The organism is Roseinatronobacter monicus (assembly GCF_006716865.1).
Taxonomy (GTDB): Bacteria; Pseudomonadota; Alphaproteobacteria; order Rhodobacterales; family Rhodobacteraceae; genus Roseinatronobacter; species Roseinatronobacter monicus.
On sequence record NZ_VFPT01000006.1, the window covers coordinates 127,155 to 143,240 of the forward strand.

Genomic DNA, 16,086 nt, shown 5'->3' on the forward strand with positions numbered 1-16,086 from the left:
GCACATCAACATGCTGGGCGCGTACGACTTCTCAGAAGAAAAGCTCCGCGGCACGCTCGGTATCGTGCCCCCGAAAAGGGTCGCGTAGCAATGATATGAAAACAGGAGGAACAAAATCAAGAATAAGGTTGTCAAATCAACGCAATGCCGCAAACCCTATTGTCGCTTTACGTTCCTTTGTTGGGACGAACCCGATATTCTGACGCTCATGCTGGAGGTTGCCATGCGCTCAATGCACCAAGATGATTGTTGCCGCCCATGATCGAACCCATCGCGCGCATCAGAATCGAAATCGAAGACACGAACCCATTGGTCTGGCGTGAACTGGACGTGCCACTCTCGACCACATCGGCTGGGATGCATGAGATCATACAGGTCGTGATGGGGTGGTGGGACTATCACCTCTACGAATTCGAGATTGGGGACAAGGTTTACGGGGTGCCGTGTTCTGACGACGTCATGTATGAGCGTAAGGTCTTCAAGGCTAGCGCGCTGCGTCTCACAACCGTGCTCGAGCGTGGTGTTCGTGAATTCATCTATGTGTACGACTTCGGTGATAATTGGCGGCATCGGATCAGCATTGGAGACGTCCGTCAGGGGGACGCCGATGTCGAATACCCATGTTTCATTTCTGGAGCCCGCCGTGGGCCCCCAGAAGATGTCGGCGGCCTCAGCGGGCTTGAAGAGTTTCTCGAAGCGAGGGCAGATCCAGAGCACGAGCAGCATGAGCGGATGAAGGAGTGGTATGGAAACCCATTCGATCCCGATGATATTGAAGCGCGCCGCCTGCACATGATCATTGGTAGTATTGCTGCGCGGCGGCGCGGTCCGTTGATGAGACATCGCGGCAGGGCAGGCAAGACGCCCTCGTGAGCGGGTTCGTTTATGTTCTGGGCAGCCAGACAGTGCAGGGGTATCGCACCTATGTGGGCTGGACGCTTGATCTTGAGCGCAGGTTGGCTGAGCATAATTCAGGCAAGGGCGCAAAATCGACACGCGGAAACGTATGGTGTCTGATTTATGCCGAACGGCTGCCAACCCGCATAGAGGCCATGCGCCGCGAATGGCATCTCAAACGGGATCGGCACCTGCGCCGAAACCTGGCCTTGTCCGCGCAGGGTTTTGATTACCCCAGCTAGAAGCACCGCGTTGTATCCCGTGTCAGAAGTTCATCTTGCGAGAATATCTTCCAACTCATGATCGTCTGCATAAAGGTGCCAGCATTGCGAGTGCGTCGATATTATTCCCGCCTAGCTTGACCCCATCGCGCCCCGGTGGTCTAGGCCACCAGAAATTGGCTCAGATGGACAGCGGCATGCGCAATCAAGACGACATCAGGGATAAACTGGCAAAACTCGAGGCTTTGTTCGCGCGTGGCGCAACCCCGGGCGAACGCGCCGCCGCAGGAGCCGCTCTCGAGCGGCTTCAATCCCGGCTGGATATCGGAAGCTCACCGCACGATGAGCCCGAGATTGAATTGCAATACTCCTTGCCAGATGTCTGGGCCGTCCGCCTGTTTGTGGCTCTGTGCCGCAAACATGACGTCAAGCCCTATCGCTATCCGCGCCAGCGCCGCACCACCGTCATGGTACGCGTTGAGAAATCCTCATTCGAGCGAACCATCGCGCGGGAATTCCAAACCTTGCACCGCGAACTGACCATCTATTTCAACGATACCCTGAACCACCTTATCGCCAATGTCATGAAATCTGATGGCGATGACGAAAACCTCGAACAGCGCCAGATCGGCAAATGAAAAATGGGCCAGCACGAAGCTGGCCCAGAGTGAGGCATGCGAGACAGCACGGGCGGTTGCTGGCTCAAGAGCAGATCGACACTAAGGCGAAGTCGCGATCTGCACAGAACGTAAGCCGCGCAGACCCGATTCCACAAGCCCAAAAATACAACATATTGTATGGCGATACGAGTGCTGCACTGCGTATTCCGGGGTGATGCGCCCAGCGATTCCGATTTGATGCGCCCACCCGTTCCGATTTTATCCGCCCAGGGATTCCGGGGTATCCGCCCACCCCTGTGACATGCTGCTGCGAGGCAATCTGTAACCGGCTACCTTCCGCCTTTTTTGGTACGAAGGAAGCCCGATGAAGAGATTGCCGATGCGGAAGATACGAGATGTTTTGCGGCTATCAGCCGAGGGGCTTTCGACCCGTCAGATCGCTGCAAGCCTTGGGGTTGGTCGAACAACCCTGCGGGGTTACCTCGATCGCGCCAGGGAGTTGGGTCTGGCCTGGCCACTACCGATTGAGATGTCCGACACTGACCTTGAGCGCTGCCTGTTCCACCGTCCTTATCAGAATACCCAGCGGATCGCGGCGCAACCAAATTGGCCCTACATTCACCGCGAGTTGCGCCGCAAGGGCGTGACGTTATCGCTGCTGTGGGAAGAATATCGCGCTGATCATCCTGATGGGTATGGATACTCTCGGTTTTGCGAACTTTACACGCGATGGGAAGGCAAGCTGTCGCCGGTGATGCGACAGCGTCATCCTGCAGGTGAGCGCCTGTTCGTCGATTATGCCGGCCATACGATCGATGTGATTGACCCCGAGACCGGGGAGGTGCGCACGGCACAGGTGTTTGTCGCTGTTCTGGGGGCATCGAACTATACATTTGTCGAGGCGACCTGGACGCAATCCCTACCGGATTGGATCGCAAGCCATGTCCGCGCTTTGGATTTCTTCGGTGGTGTGACCGCCCAGATCGTCTCGGACAATTTGAAGGCAGGGGTCACCAAGGCGTGCTTTTACGACCCCGTAATCAACCGGACTTACGCAGATATGGCCGCGCATTACGACACGGCCGTTGTCCCGGCGAGGCCATATAAGCCCAAAGATAAGGCGAAGGCAGAGGGTGGGGTATTGCTGGCTGAACGCTGGATACTGGCACGGCTGCGCAACCGCCAGTTCTTCAGCCTTGCTGAGTTGAACGCGGCCATCAAGCCGTTGCTTGACAGGCTCAACGACAAGGTCTCGCGTCACCTCGGGGCCAGCCGCAGACAGCTTTTTGAACAGCTGGACAAACCCGCCCTGAAGTCGCTGCCGGTAGCATCGTATGTTTATGCTGAATGGAAGAAGTGCCGCGCCGGGTTCGATTACCACGTCGCGATCGACAAGCATTATTACTCCGTGCCCTATCAGCTGCTGAAGAAAGAGCTGTGGGCGCGGATCACAGGCCGCACCATCGAAGTCTTCCATCTCGGGCAGCGTGTCGCCTCTCATGTCAGGACGTCCAGCAACGGGAAGCACTCTACGCTGCGCGATCACATGCCAGCGCACCACCAATTCCGCGATGACTGGACGCCAGAGCGTATCAAAGCACGTGCGGCTCGCGTTGGGCCAAACGTGGCCATCTTCGTTGAGGTCGTGATGCGCGAGCGCAAGCACCCGGAACAGGGCTATCGCACCTGCCTTGGGGTGATCCGGCTGGCCGACAAGTTTGGCCGCGACCGACTTGATGCGGCCTGTCGCCGTGCGCTCGAAATCAACGCCAGATCCTATTCGTCACTCCTGTCCATTCTCAAGAATGGGCTTGAGAGCAGGCCCCGCACCCGCGCCACGGACGAGCCTGCCATCACCCACCCCAATATCCGTGGCGCCGATTACTTCCATTGAAAGGAACACAATGCTCGACCATCCAACCCTTCATCACCTTAAAGCCCTCAGGCTGGACGGCATGGCCGAAGCCTTTGCCGAACTGCAGATGCAAGATGCAACTGCCGATCTCGGCCATGCTGAATGGCTTGGCTTGCTCGTTGACCGTGAGGTCGCAAGCCGAGAAACAAAGAGGTTTGAGGCTCGCATGCGGACTGCCAGGCTGCGCCATGTTGGCGCCAGCCCGGAAGATGTTGATTACCGCGCACGCCGTGGCCTCGACAAAGCGCTGTTCCAAAGCCTGCTCACAGGCAGATGGATCACCGACAAGCGTAATCTGATCATCACTGGCCCCTGTGGCGTCGGCAAGACCTGGCTTGGCTGCGCACTGGCCCAGGCAGCCTGTCGTGACGGCGTGACTGTGGTCTACAAACGGATGCCGCGCCTCTTCGAGGAATTGGAGCTGTCCCATGGTGACGGACGCTTCCCCCGCTTGTTCCGCAGCATCACGAAGGCGCAATTGCTGATCTTGGACGACTGGGGCCCAGACAGGCTGACATCACCGCAACGCCGCGATCTCATGGAGATCGTCGAAGAGCGTTACGGGCGCGGCTCAACGATGATCACCAGCCAATTACCCATCAAAGCCTGGCATGACGTCATCGGCGAACCCACATTCGCCGATGCCATCCTCGATCGCATCGTTCACAACGCCTACCGTCTCGAACTCGAGGGCCAATCCATGCGCAAGACCATCACCAAAATGGGTGACGAAACCCCTCAGGACTGATAACCAAAACACGCTGCCTCACGGCAACGCGTCACAGGTGGGCGAATACCCCGGAACAGGTGGGCGCATGTTGTCGGAATGGGTGGGCGGATGCGCCGGAATACGCATGCTGCACCTTAATGCAGTAAAATCGCCTCAAAGCGGAGCTGCGCACCTTACGGTGTTTCAAACCATGGCGACGCAGCCTCCAGCTTCGCCAGCGCGATACATTAAGAAAGGCGATCCACAATCCTAGACCGCCCCCTGCCCGCTTCCTCGAGGATGCGGGCAGCCCTGAGGGCGGCAGGCATCGCTGCCAGGCAATCAATGTTTCTACGAAACTGCGCCTATCCGCCTGCATTTTCAAGTTTCAGGGAGCGCCACGCAGTTTGAGGAACCCGGGAAAGTTTACCGTCAACGGACATTCTGAGCAGATTGAGCAGTCTCAGCCGAAATTAACCGCTTCAGCAACAGCCCTGAAAATGGTGGCCAATGGAAACTTCGTTTGCCCGCCAAGAATAGCAAATTACCTCACGACAGGGAGATCCGAGATCCGTGTTGTATAACGTGGGCTACGATGATCGGCCCGCAATTGCCAGGACCGGGACATACCCTCACTGGCAAGGATGAGGGTTTTTTTGCCAAAGCGCTTGTTGACTTGATCCAGCGCTGTCATCAACCTTGGCGAGCCACGCGGCACATCAAAAAGTGTTCTCGGCCGCTGCTCAAATGGCAAAAGGTCATCCAGTAAGACCCCGGCCTTGGTAAAGGCATAAAGCTTTTCCCCGGTATTCGGCCAGGCGGCCAATGCACACCGCTTGGCGGCCGCAACAAGATCAAAAGTGTCTGACGTCATCGGGATAAGACGCGTCGTTCGTGATCCCGTATATTGAGGTTTGTCTGCGCGGTGACGGTTCGTATGAAAAAATACTGTCAGCGTGCCGGCGACAAGGTTGTGATGCCGTAACTTTTCCGCAGCACGCGTAGCATGCGCTGTTAGTGCTTCAAACACCGTCTCGAAATCCAACATCGGGGTGCCCGCGGAGCGCGTGACGGCCATGCCCTTCCTTTGAGGCTCAACATCATCAAATGCAATACACGGCTCGCCCTGCAACTCAAGCACTGTGCGTTCCAACATTACGGTGCCCATAGCCCGCGCCTGGCGCAGGGGCATAGCGCGCAGATCGGCAGCCGAATTTATCCCTATTCTGCGCAGCTTTCCCTCAGTCTTGCGCCCTATGCCCCAAATATCTCCGACCGGCACAAGTGGCAAAAGCCAATCCGCTAATGTTGGATCCGTCATGTCCAAGACACCGCTGAAAATAGGGTTCTTCTTGGCAATATCATTGGCGCATTTGGCGAGCGTCTTTGTGGCGGCGATGCCAACGCGAACTGGCATACCCACTCGGCGCAGCACATCATGTCGCATGGATTTCGCATGAGCAACACGGTCTTTGAGCCCCCCAAAGTCGAGAAAGCACTCATCAATCGAATATACTTCGACATTTGGCGTATAATCTTCATACACCGCAACAACCCGTCGGCTGATGTCGCCATAAAGCGTATAGTTAGAAGAGAAAACCCGGACCCCATGGGCCTCGACCTTGTCGCGGATCAGATGCAGGGGGGCTCCCATCTTGATACCAAGCGCCTTGGCCTCATCGCTGCGCGCAACAGCACAGCCATCATTGTTTGACAGCACAATAACCGGCACGCCCCTCAGGGTCGGATCAAAGATCCGTTCTGCGCTGACGTAGAAATTCGCGCTGTCGCTTATCGCAATTGGCCGCGTCACGCCAAATCATATCGCCGCACAACTCCGGCAATCACTCCCCAGATCTCGCTATCCTCTGTCAACTCGATATCGGGGAAGCTTTCCTGGCTGTTGGCAGGTGCCAGATAGAACCTGCCATCTCTTTTGCGCAGTATCTTGGCAGTTACAGCGCCATCGACAATTGCCAGAACGGCGCGCCCCAATCGCCGCTTGCCTGCACGGTCAACCGCGATGATGTCCCCGTCACGTATCCCGATATCCCAAAGACAATCACCCTCTACGCGCCACCAAAATGTTGATGCAGGGTGGCGCACTACCCATGCAATGGGATCGATTTCATCCTCAAGGTCATCTCCAGCTGGCGATGGAAAACCCGCGCTGGCGCGCACCAGCAAAAGCGGTACTGATTTGCCCTCTGCTGGGACAGGGGCTTCTATCGGATAGACTGGCATCCGCGAATCCTTCTTCGTTCCCCAAATGTTCTATCGCAACTGATACGTGGTGATGTCGCGCGCAGTCAAGCGACTATGCAATGCCATATCCTGAGCAAAGCAAAGCTCATCTCGCCAATCCCCGAGAACCGCGCTGCAGTTGAACGTATCGCCGATATCCCGGGGGGGGGGTGACGCCGGGAGTGCCGCTGCGTGAGAATAGGTCCAAGCGCCGACCCTCACGTAGGGGGGGCGCTGCGCCTGGTGGGCTTGCGGTTGGCACGCGCACAATGCTGAGTGATGGAGCTTTCAGTTTCGCGTGGCCCGCTCGCAAAGATCGCCATCCTGGCGCGCATGCACCACGCCGCTCAGTATGGCAATGGCCGTCATTCCCCGTCACTACGCTCGAGAAGGCAGCATTTCTTGTACTTCTTTCCGCTGCCACAGGGGCAAGGATCATTTCGCCCGATCTTGTATGCCTGCACGGGCATGACGTTGGAATTGACGGGCAATGGCAGGGCATTCGGCCGCGCGCCCGCAAACACAGTCTGCTGCCGCTTCAACCATGAATTCATGGCGGTGACAGCCATCGGGATGAGCTCTGGCGCGGCTTGCGCCATTTCTGCCTGCTTTTCATCTGGCAGATCGCTCTCCAAAGTTTCGATATCGATCAGAGAGGCCATGACGGCGAAACCAGTTTCCGTGTTGCGGTCGCCGCAATCGAGATAGACGTTCCATGCCTCAGGGCTCAGCCTCATGGCCTGCTCGAAGCCTGCAATCCAAAACTGCCAATATGCCGTTTCATCTTCGTTGTCATATTCAAGCACGATCGAATACGGCTCTTGATCAGATGCAAGGCGTTCAGCAACCCGGTTATAATGTTGCATGACTGCAGATATCGCTTTTTCCGCCTGCTTCTGACTGCGGAATGCTGGCGCAATATCAAGGCCCCAAACTTCTGGCAGCCATTCACTTGATGTGATTAATTCCGGGCATAGCAGCAGGCCCGCGACATAACCGTCCAACTCACTGACACACATCGCATCAGGCATCACTTCAACATCGTCCAGCACCGCTGCCAGGGTGTTGATTTGCGTTTGAGTGTGCATGAGCGGCTCCGATCATGGGTATTTGGCTATCTGACGATCTGGATAATTGGGCAGCAGCACCAATACAAGGACAGCAGCAGCTCGGCTCACGTTCTCTACCGTCGCTATTCTCAATTGTCATCATCCGGATCGCGCACGATCACAGCAGGCTCATCATGGATTTGGGATCCGTCCATGAAGGTGATGCGCATGCCCCATCCTGCGAACGGCCTGATCAATTGCAGGAACGCTTCGGCATCCAGTTCCTTGTCATCGATATACACGACAAGATCGCCATTCTCGTTATCTGACACCTCACATTTCAGGACATCACCGCGGGCAAACCATTGCTGGAAATCGTCAAGCCATTCGATTTGCGGCCGTCCTTTCGGGATTTCAATCGGTCGATTGGCCGGATCGGCGATACTCGCCTCTTGGGCCGCGATCACGGCATTGAACATCTCAAGGATTTCACGATCGGTCAGCGTATCGATCTCGGGGCCGAGTTTGAAATTCACGACCCCAAAGGCAGCATCTGCATACTCAATGATCGCTGACTCGCCCTCTCGCGAGATATGTACTTGATCGATTGTCGATTGAGGTGGTCGCCGAAAGCGCAAGGCAGGTCTCCAAATGAATGACAGGGCTCTATTGTCACGATTGTGCCGCTAATACAGGATGCATCGCGGTCGGGATGGACAAAGATTGCTCGATCAACCTCATCAAATCAAGCACATGCCGTTGCGACGCGCCGGTAACATTCAATGTCGCCACAGAGAGGATCGCCGCAGAATCCCTAGCGCCGATCGCATAGCGCGTGCAGATCGGGTCGGGCGGCAGCGCGCCATGATGCGGGTAGAGCAGCATGACGTTCGGGCAGTCATAAAGCTGGCTGTAGGCCATCAGCTGATAGACATCCCCCTGGCTGACGCCCTGTTTCGGATCGTCGATCTGCGGTGTCATCCGCTTCCATTTCGTATCGATCACCATGACGACCCTCTCACCCTGCCGGATAATCACGTCAGGTTTCGTCCGAAAACGACCCGTCTCCCCTTCAAACAGGCAGTCGCGATGACCGCCTTGCGCCACGACCCGCAGACCGCTGCCAGCCAGGGCGCGGGGCAGCAGACGGGCGACATAGTTCTCGAAAAGGGTGTTCATCTCAAAAAGAAGGGCGTGACCATCGATCGATCCTGCGCTGGTCTGCTGATGCCGGTCTGACAGGAACAGAGGTGGTCGCGGAATTTCGGACCAGTTGTTAAGGTGGATTGCATGATGAGAGAAATGATCCAGAATGAAGAAACGAAAGAACCATTCGCCAGAGTTCAAAGCCAAGGTTGCGCTTGAAGCGATCCGCGAGGAGCTGACGCTGGCGGAGCTGTCGAAGAAGTACGATGTTCATCCGACACAAATCGGCACTTGGAAGCGCGCGGCGATAGAGAACATGGCGGCAACTTTTGCGCGGCGCGGTGCAGCCCCGGAGCAGGTAAGTGCGGCTGACGTCGATAAGCTGCATTCCAAGATTGGCCAGCTTGTGGTGGAACGGGATTTTTTGGCCAATGCCTCGCACCAGTTGCTCGGGACGCGAGGCAAAAAATGGTGAGCAAGGATCACAAGTTGAGCGTCCGTCGCCAGTGTGCGCTGCTGACCCTGGTGCGGTCGAATTTGTACTATGAGCCAAAGGGCGAGAGCGCCGAGAACCTGCGGTTTATGGCGATCATCGACAAGCAGTTCTTGGAGACGCCGTGGTACGGATCGCGCCAAATGGCACGTCATATGAAGCGCAACAACCACGCATGCGGGCGGCATCGTGTCCGCCGCTTGATGCGCCTCATGCGTTTGGTGCCGATCTACCAAGAGCCGAATACCAGCAAGAAACACCCGCAGCATAAAATCTGGCCATACTTGCTACGGAACGTCGTGATTGACCGTCCAAACCAGGTCTGGTGTGCAGATATCACCTATATTCCGATGCAGCGCGGTTTCCTGTATCTCGTGGCGATCATGGACTGGTTTAGCCGCAAGGTTCTAGCTTGGCGGCTTTCCAACAGCATGGACACTGCGTTCTGCATCGAGGCACTGAAAGAGGCATTGGCAAAACATGGCACGCCGGAGATATTCAACACCGACCAGGGATCACAGTTCACCAGCGGCAATTGGATCGACGTGTTAAGCGATGCGAAGATCAAGATCCGCATGGATGGCAAAGGGCGGTGGATTGATAACCGAATGATCGAACGGCTGTGGAGATCCCTCAAATACGAATGTGTCTATTTGCACGGGTTTGAGACCGGATCACAGGCCCGCAGCGGCATCGGAAAATGGCTAGTCCTGCGATTCACTCGATTTGCGGATAAAGCCGGATAAGCTTTGTGCGCGCGTCTTGAGTTGTGAACTGCCAGTTGGTTTTGGCGCGTTGGGAGTTGCGATTTGTTGTCCATGCATCGACTTCGGCCTTCAGCATAGTTTTGTCCGGGATGCGCCGGGCCAGACATTGGCGAGCGAGGACGCTGAGTTCACATTCAGCGATGTTGAGCCAAGACCCATGTTTTGGCGTGTAGTGCCATTCGAACCGTTGTGCGATGCGGCGCGCTTGGGCAGGCGGGAAAGCCTCGTACAGCGATGCAGGGTTGTGGGTGTTCAGATTATCCTGCACGAGATCGATCTTTTCGGCATAGGGAAAGTGGAGATCAGCCAGATCGCGCAGGATATGGGCATAATCGATGGCAGTGCGTCGATCGCGTATCTCGACGTGGCGCCAGCCCTCCAGAGGAGCGAATAACATGAACAGGCTGGCGACACCTGCGCGTTCATATTCGTAGTCATGGCGCGCCTCGCGCCCTGGCTGCATGGGAATGGGTGTGCGGGTCTCACGGGTCAATTGTTTGCTGGTCTCGTCCAGACAAACCAGCGGACGGTTTTGATCGTGTGGACGGGTGTAGACGTCCAGCACATTCTCCATGGCCGCCACGAAACCAGCGTTGGCTTTGGGTGGGATTACCCAGTACCGGTTCCGGTGCGGTTTGAGCGCGTTTTTTTAAGCGTGCGTTGGATTGTGGTATCACTGGCCTGCTCAACAATGCCCAGTTCGACAACCCGCTTTTCCAACAACCTGAGTGTCCAGTGCGTATATCCTTCGGGTGGTTCGGAACAGGCAAGCGCGATCAGCTTGGCCTCGGCTTGCCCATCGAAGATCCGAGGTTGTGAAAGCGACGCTGGAACTTTGCGCGCTAAAGTCGCCTCAAGCCCTTCCTCCACAAGTTGGCGCCGGGTGCGGAAAACAGTCGAGAGACTGGTCTCTAATGCCTCGGCAATGCGCGCATCTTCCCATCCCGGGCCATCAGAGGACACATCCGCCTTCAGCAAAATCCGCGCCTTCAGCAGTCTGTAGGCGGCTTGCCGACCCGTTCTGATCATCCCTTCAAGGTGTTCACGCTCCTCTGTCGTCAGTCGAACTACATACTTCGGCTTGCACCCTCTTGTCATCATCTCACCCCCAGAAAGCTGCTACGCTCCACAGAGATTCAGAAAAAATCAAAGCTGTCAAATACCCCGAAGCGAGGCACTAGTCTATTACAACGCCGAACGACCGCACTCGACCCATGGCATCTTGACCCCCGACGAGGCCTATGCGAGCAAAACAGAACCTATGAGAATGGCAGCCTGAAATGAAACCCTGATCCACCTTAAATGGGCTCCAAAGTGGTCGAAGAACGTAACCGCCCGATTTCTACCGCGGCCATTTATCCTTGACGCGTGCGATTATTTCGGGGTCATCGACGAAGTCTTCGAGGAATGCATGCCATGTATCCTGTGATATGCGCGCATCGCTGAGCATGTCTTTGAGCTCTTCGATACCATCGTCGGTTAAGGTCGTGATGGATTCGTCCGCTCCAGTGTGGACGCTGACGATCGCACCATAACTGAGGTTGTCATCATTCCAAATGACAGCCTCCAACATCTCGAGGTCCTCGCCGAGCATTTCCGCGACATATTCGAGGGTGCAGAGATTAGTCACGGTGGTCATCCTGCGGCTTCAGGTTTTTGGCTTCCAGTTCCAGGGCAGCAGTTCCCCAAGGCGGGGGTTCATATGATCATGGATGCGATCCAGAACATCTGCCAGATAGGCTTGTGGATCAAGACCGCTCATCTTTGCTGACTCGATAATGGTCATGGCACGCGCAAGAGTTTCGCCCCCAGCATCTGAGCCTGCGAATAACCAGTTCCGTCTCCCGACTCCGATCGGCCTGAGCGCCCGCTCAGCAGCATTGTTATCGATGGCCACGCGCCCGTCATCGAGAAACAGCGTAAGTGCCTTCCAGCGGCTCAGCCCATACCGGAACGCTTTGGCCAGATCGCTTTTGCCGGGGATGCGTGTTAATTGCTGCTCTGCCCAGACCCGGAAGGCCTCGACCTTGGGTTTGGTTTTTTCCTGGCGCACTGCTTTGCGTATGTCTGCGGGCTGACCGTTGATCTGGCGCTCGATATCATAAAGCGCGCCGATCCGGTCGAGCGCTTCGCGCGCGATTTCAGATTTCGTCACAATCCAAACATCATGGAAGTCGCGCCTCAGGTGGGCCCAACATGCAGCCTCTCGGAACTGGCTCTTGCCGTTGAGATCAGGAGCATAGAGCTTGGTATACCCTTTGTAGCCATCGGCCTGCAAAATGCCGCTGGATTTGGCGAGGTGGGTCAGGACATGCTCTTCTTTCCAGTCAGGGGCGAACTGGTAGACAGCCCCCGGCGGGGCTCCTCCCGCCCAAGGGCGCTGGTCGCGAACATAGGCCCACAGGCGGCCTTTTTTCACACCTTTTCCAAGCCCTCTGTCTCGTCGACTTCGATCAAGGACCCGGATAGGTGTATCATCTGCATGTAGCAGATCGCTGGCCATGATTGCGTCCTCGATCATCTTGATCAGTGGCGCCAGTGCTTTCATTGCCCCGCCGCACCAGTCGGCCATCGTTGTATCGGAAATATCTGCTCCCATCCGGGCGAAGATTTCATTGAGGCGATACAAAGTCAGCTGATCATCGTATTTCGAGACCAGGATGAATGCCAACAGGTTTGGGCCCGCCATGCTGCGCGGGATTGGTCTGCTGGGGGCGGGTGGCTGAACGATCTTCTCGCAGCACCGGCAAGATTTCTTGATGCGCGCGATTTCGATGATTTTCATCTGCGCTGCGATCATATCAAGCAACTCGCTGACATCCTCACCTACCACCCGCAGATTGCCACCGCAGTCGGGGCATGTGTCACCAGGATCAAGCTCACGGCGTTCGCGGGGGGTATCAGGCGACACTTTAGGACGACGGCGTTGCTTCTTTTCTGGCGCATCTGCTGTGGTATTACGCGCGTCTGCGTCCGTGTCAGCGTCCTCACTCTCATCTGGCGACGTGTCTTGTGCCTCGGCAACAGCGACATTCAGGTCTTCCAGCGCGAGTTCCAATTGTTCGATCTCACGCTCGATCTTTTCCGAGCTGGAACCGAACTTCTGTTTCTTCAGTTTGGCAATCCGGATGCGCAGGGCTTGAACGAGCAAGTCATGCGCGCGCAAGGTGGCCAGGATTTTCTGGTTCTCTGCCTGCAAAGAGGTGATCATCACCTTCAGAGCGGCCGGATCGTTGGGGAGAGAAATCGCTGCTTGGGACATGGAAATTTATACCATATCCCAAGCCTTATATCCACTAAAAACAAGCAATTACAGCAAGATAAATCATCCGACACGGGCTGGCGGCGCGCCCCAATCCGGCCTTCGCCACTCCATTCCTTCCCACAGCATGGCCAGCTGCGCAGAGGTCAAACGCGCGCTTCCGTCAGAGGCCGAAGGCCATGGGAAACGCCCCTTCGAGAGAACTTTATAATACAGACAAAATCCCTGTCCGTCCCAAAACAGCAGCTTTATCCTATCTCCCCGACGCCCACGGAATGCAAAGACTGCGCCGCTCGCAGGGCGCTGGCGTAGCACATCCTGTGCAATCGCCGACAGGCCGGCAATCCCCTTACGCATATCAGTGTAGCCGCAAGCCAGATAGACCCTAACCCCAGTGCCCGGACCAATCATGCCGCTTCCACCGCCTTTATCAGCCGGGTCAAGGCAGACGCATCGACATCTGTATCAATGCGCAAACTCCGGCCATTGCGCAGAACAACCTCAACCCGCCCGTCTTGCTCATCACTAACCGCACAAGGTCTCGATGCCTCAGGGTCCATTTCCAAAAACTCGACCGGCAAAAACACCGTTTCAGGGTCGTATGGCAAAAGGCCCTTCCTCTTCAGATCGTATCGCCAGCTATAGATCTGCTGCCGCGTCACATCATGACGCTGGGCAATCTGGGTCACTGTCGCCCCACCGACTCCAACTGACCGTACGATTGCCACCTTCTCCTCATCACTCCAACGTCGCCGCCGTTCAGCCCCAAGTATTTCTCCGCGCATCAATGCCTCCAATAAGGGACGTCGTTAACGACGTCGTTAAAGACATCTCATAACATCGCGAAGCGCCCAGAAGCAGGCGGTTCAAATCGGGTGGTTACCGAAGAACTAGGACCACCTCTCGTCGCCAGATGAGAGTGAGGACGCTGACGCGCGTAATACCACAGCAGATGCGCCAGAAAAGAAGCAACGCCGTCGTCCTAAAGTGTCGCCTGATACCCCCCGCGAACGCCGTGAGCTTGATCCTGGTGACACATGCCCCGACTGCGGTGGCAATCTGCGGGTGGTAGGTGAGGATGTCAGCGAGTTGCTTGATATGATCGCAGCGCAGATGAAAATCATCGAAATCGCGCGCATCAAGAAATCTTGCCGGTGCTGCGAGAAGATCGTTCAGCCGCCCGCCCCCAGCAGACCAATCCCGCGCAGCATGGCGGGCCCAAACCTGTTGGCATTCATCCTGGTCTCGAAATACGATGATCAGCTGACTTTGTATCGCCTCAATGAAATCTTCGCCCGGATGGGAGCAGATATTTCCGATACAACGATGGCCGACTGGTGCGGCGGGGCAATGAAAGCACTGGCGCCACTGATCAAGATGATCGAGGACGCAATCATGGCCAGTGATCTGCTACATGCAGATGATACACCTATCCGGGTCCTTGATCGAAGTCGACGAGACAGAGGGCTTGGAAAAGGTGTGAAAAAAGGCCGCCTGTGGGCCTATGTTCGCGACCAGCGCCCTTGGGCGGGAGGAGCCCCGCCGGGGGCTGTCTACCAGTTCGCCCCTGACTGGAAAGAAGAGCATGTCCTGACCCACCTCGCCAAATCCAGCGGCATTTTGCAGGGCGGGGTCGTAAAAGCACGCCTTGGTGACCCCTGCCTTCAAATTGTCCGAGACGATCTGGGCGGTCACACCACCGAAGAAATCCAAAGCGCGGACATGGCTTGCGATCCAATCCGGTAGGGATTGCGTCCAGGTCGCCTCGACAAATGTATAGTTCGATGCTCCCAGAACAGCGACAAACACCTGTGCCGTGCGCACCTCCCCGGTCTCAGGGTCAATCACATCGATCGTATGGCCGGCATAATCGACGAACAGGCGCTCACCTGCAGGATGACGCTGTCGCATCACCGGCGACAGCTTGCCTTCCCATCGCGTGTAAAGTTCGCAAAACCGGGAGTATCCATACCCATCAGGATGATCAGCGCGATATTCTTCCCACAACAGCATCAACGTCACGCCCTTGCGGCGCAACTCGCGGTGAATGCAGGGCCAGTTAGGCTCGGTCGCGCGGTTCGCAATATCACGCGCCGTGCGTGGGTAAATCAGGCGCTCAAGGTCGGTGTCAGACATCTCTGGTGGTAGCGGCCAGCTCAGATCAACCTCGGCAGCGCGATCCAGATAGGCCTTAACCGTTGTCCGCCCAATCGTCAGGCTGACACCAATTTTACGGGTCGAAAGACCCTCGGCTGATAGCCGCAAAACATCTCGTATCTTCCGCATTGGCAATCTCTTCATCGGGCTTCCTTCCAGACTAAAAAGCCAGACGGTAGCCAGTTACAGATTGCCTCGCAGCATCACATCACAGGGTGGCCGGATGCTCCGGAATCAGTGGCCGGATAAAATCGGAATGGGTGGCCGGATACTTTCGGAATCACTGGCCGGATGACCCCGGAATACGCACCGCTGGAAGGCACTTACGCTGTTTCTCGATGACGGGCGCGTGGCCATCGATAACAATGCTGCTGAGCGGGCGCTCAGGCCGATCGGAGTCGGGAGACGGAACTGGTTATTCGCAGGCTCAGATGCTGGGGGCGAAACTCTTGCGCGTGCCATGACCATTATCGAGTCAGCAAAGATGAGCGGTCTTGATCCACAAGCCTATCTGGCAGATGTTCTGGATCGCATCCATGATCATATGAACCCCCGCCTTGGGGAACTGTTGCCCTGGAACTGGAAGCCAAAAACCTGAAGCCGCAG

At 56.4% G+C, this 16,086-nt stretch carries 15 protein-coding genes and 4 pseudogenes; 8 read left to right on the forward strand and 11 right to left on the reverse strand.

Translation table 11 applies throughout. From position 1 onward, the window contains the following. The first annotated feature begins 258 nt into the window (after nucleotides 1-258). The 5 genes from BD293_RS22290 to istB all read left to right on the forward strand — a co-directional run bounded on the left by BD293_RS22290 (nucleotide 259) and on the right by istB (nucleotide 4,401). A complete protein-coding gene (locus tag BD293_RS22290; protein WP_142085979.1) occupies nucleotides 259-873 on the forward strand; it encodes a plasmid pRiA4b ORF-3 family protein in 615 nt (204 codons plus the stop codon). Then, on the forward strand, nucleotides 870-1,139 hold the full coding sequence (locus tag BD293_RS22295; RefSeq protein ID WP_142085980.1) for a GIY-YIG nuclease family protein: 270 nt from the start codon (nucleotides 870-872) through the stop codon (nucleotides 1,137-1,139). The genes BD293_RS22290 and BD293_RS22295 overlap by 4 nt, the downstream gene beginning before the upstream one ends. A 164-nt stretch (nucleotides 1,140-1,303) precedes the next feature. Then, complete coding sequence (locus BD293_RS22300; RefSeq protein ID WP_246086453.1) at nucleotides 1,304-1,756, forward strand: hypothetical protein; 453 nt, start codon at nucleotides 1,304-1,306, stop codon at nucleotides 1,754-1,756. Nucleotides 1,757-2,102: 346 nt separating this feature from the next. After that, nucleotides 2,103-3,632 (forward strand): IS21 family transposase, encoded by a 1,530-nt coding sequence (gene istA / locus BD293_RS22305; RefSeq protein ID WP_142079387.1) that lies wholly within the window; start codon nucleotides 2,103-2,105, stop codon nucleotides 3,630-3,632. A 10-nt stretch (nucleotides 3,633-3,642) separates the two neighbouring features. Next, on the forward strand, nucleotides 3,643-4,401 hold the full coding sequence (gene istB / locus BD293_RS22310) for an IS21-like element helper ATPase IstB (protein ID WP_142079313.1): 759 nt from the start codon (nucleotides 3,643-3,645) through the stop codon (nucleotides 4,399-4,401). Nucleotides 4,402-4,906: 505 nt separating this feature from the next. Here istB and BD293_RS22315 read toward each other — a convergent pair. The 5 genes from BD293_RS22315 to BD293_RS22335 all read right to left on the reverse strand — a co-directional run bounded on the left by BD293_RS22315 (nucleotide 4,907) and on the right by BD293_RS22335 (nucleotide 9,002). Next, on the reverse strand, nucleotides 4,907-6,175 hold the full coding sequence (locus tag BD293_RS22315; protein WP_142085981.1) for a Y-family DNA polymerase: 1,269 nt from the start codon (nucleotides 6,173-6,175) through the stop codon (nucleotides 4,907-4,909). Then, nucleotides 6,172-6,606, reverse strand: a complete 435-nt coding sequence (locus tag BD293_RS22320) for a LexA family protein (protein ID WP_142085982.1) — start codon at nucleotides 6,604-6,606, stop codon at nucleotides 6,172-6,174. The genes BD293_RS22315 and BD293_RS22320 overlap by 4 nt, the downstream gene beginning before the upstream one ends. A 365-nt stretch (nucleotides 6,607-6,971) precedes the next feature. Further along, on the reverse strand, nucleotides 6,972-7,694 hold the full coding sequence (locus BD293_RS22325) for a UPF0149 family protein (RefSeq protein ID WP_142086021.1): 723 nt from the start codon (nucleotides 7,692-7,694) through the stop codon (nucleotides 6,972-6,974). 110 nt (nucleotides 7,695-7,804) lie between these two features. Next, on the reverse strand, nucleotides 7,805-8,293 hold the full coding sequence (locus BD293_RS22330) for a DUF7713 domain-containing protein (protein ID WP_170207303.1): 489 nt from the start codon (nucleotides 8,291-8,293) through the stop codon (nucleotides 7,805-7,807). A gap of 34 nt (nucleotides 8,294-8,327) precedes the next feature. After that, nucleotides 8,328-9,002 (reverse strand): 5-methylcytosine restriction system specificity protein McrC, encoded by a 675-nt coding sequence (locus tag BD293_RS22335; RefSeq protein ID WP_211841119.1) that lies wholly within the window; start codon nucleotides 9,000-9,002, stop codon nucleotides 8,328-8,330. On the opposite strand from BD293_RS22335, the pseudogene BD293_RS22345 reads away from it, so the two are divergent. Beyond that, nucleotides 8,968-10,001, forward strand: a pseudogene (locus BD293_RS22345) (IS3 family transposase); the annotation flags it as partial. The gene BD293_RS22335 and the pseudogene BD293_RS22345 overlap by 35 nt on opposite strands. A gap of 10 nt (nucleotides 10,002-10,011) precedes the next feature. On the opposite strand, the gene BD293_RS22350 reads toward BD293_RS22345, so the two are convergent. The 5 genes from BD293_RS22350 to tnpA form a co-directional block, all read right to left on the reverse strand. Beyond that, a protein-coding gene (locus tag BD293_RS22350; protein WP_142084307.1) for an IS630 family transposase occupies nucleotides 10,012-11,159 on the reverse strand; the annotation gives its coding sequence in 2 pieces (ribosomal slippage) (nucleotides 10,012-10,712 and nucleotides 10,712-11,159; 1,149 coding nt in all). A gap of 244 nt (nucleotides 11,160-11,403) precedes the next feature. Next, entirely contained in the window at nucleotides 11,404-11,700 is a 297-nt protein-coding gene (locus BD293_RS22355) for a hypothetical protein (protein ID WP_142080139.1), read from the reverse strand. A 9-nt stretch (nucleotides 11,701-11,709) separates the two neighbouring features. Next, a complete protein-coding gene (tnpC, locus tag BD293_RS22360) occupies nucleotides 11,710-13,323 on the reverse strand; it encodes an IS66 family transposase (RefSeq protein ID WP_142080153.1) in 1,614 nt (537 codons plus the stop codon). Between the two features lie 63 nt (nucleotides 13,324-13,386). Next, entirely contained in the window at nucleotides 13,387-13,734 is a 348-nt protein-coding gene (gene tnpB / locus BD293_RS22365) for an IS66 family insertion sequence element accessory protein TnpB (protein ID WP_142080138.1), read from the reverse strand. Further along, nucleotides 13,731-14,108, reverse strand: coding sequence for an IS66-like element accessory protein TnpA (tnpA, locus tag BD293_RS22370; RefSeq protein ID WP_142080137.1), 378 nt, complete (start codon nucleotides 14,106-14,108; stop codon nucleotides 13,731-13,733). The genes tnpB and tnpA overlap by 4 nt, the downstream gene beginning before the upstream one ends. A gap of 127 nt (nucleotides 14,109-14,235) precedes the next feature. Here tnpA and tnpC (BD293_RS22375) point away from each other — a divergent pair. Further along, nucleotides 14,236-14,982, forward strand: a pseudogene (gene tnpC, locus BD293_RS22375) (IS66 family transposase); the annotation flags it as partial. Here tnpC (BD293_RS22375) and istA (BD293_RS23305) read toward each other — a convergent pair. Further along, a pseudogene (istA, locus tag BD293_RS23305) lies at nucleotides 14,947-15,624 on the reverse strand (IS21 family transposase); the annotation flags it as partial. The pseudogenes tnpC (BD293_RS22375) and istA (BD293_RS23305) sit on opposite strands and share 36 nt — an antisense overlap. Nucleotides 15,625-15,790: 166 nt before the next feature. On the opposite strand from istA (BD293_RS23305), the pseudogene BD293_RS22385 reads away from it, so the two are divergent. Continuing rightward, nucleotides 15,791-16,078 (forward strand): annotated as a pseudogene (locus tag BD293_RS22385) (IS66 family transposase); the annotation flags it as partial. Nucleotides 16,079-16,086: the final 8 nt, after the last annotated feature.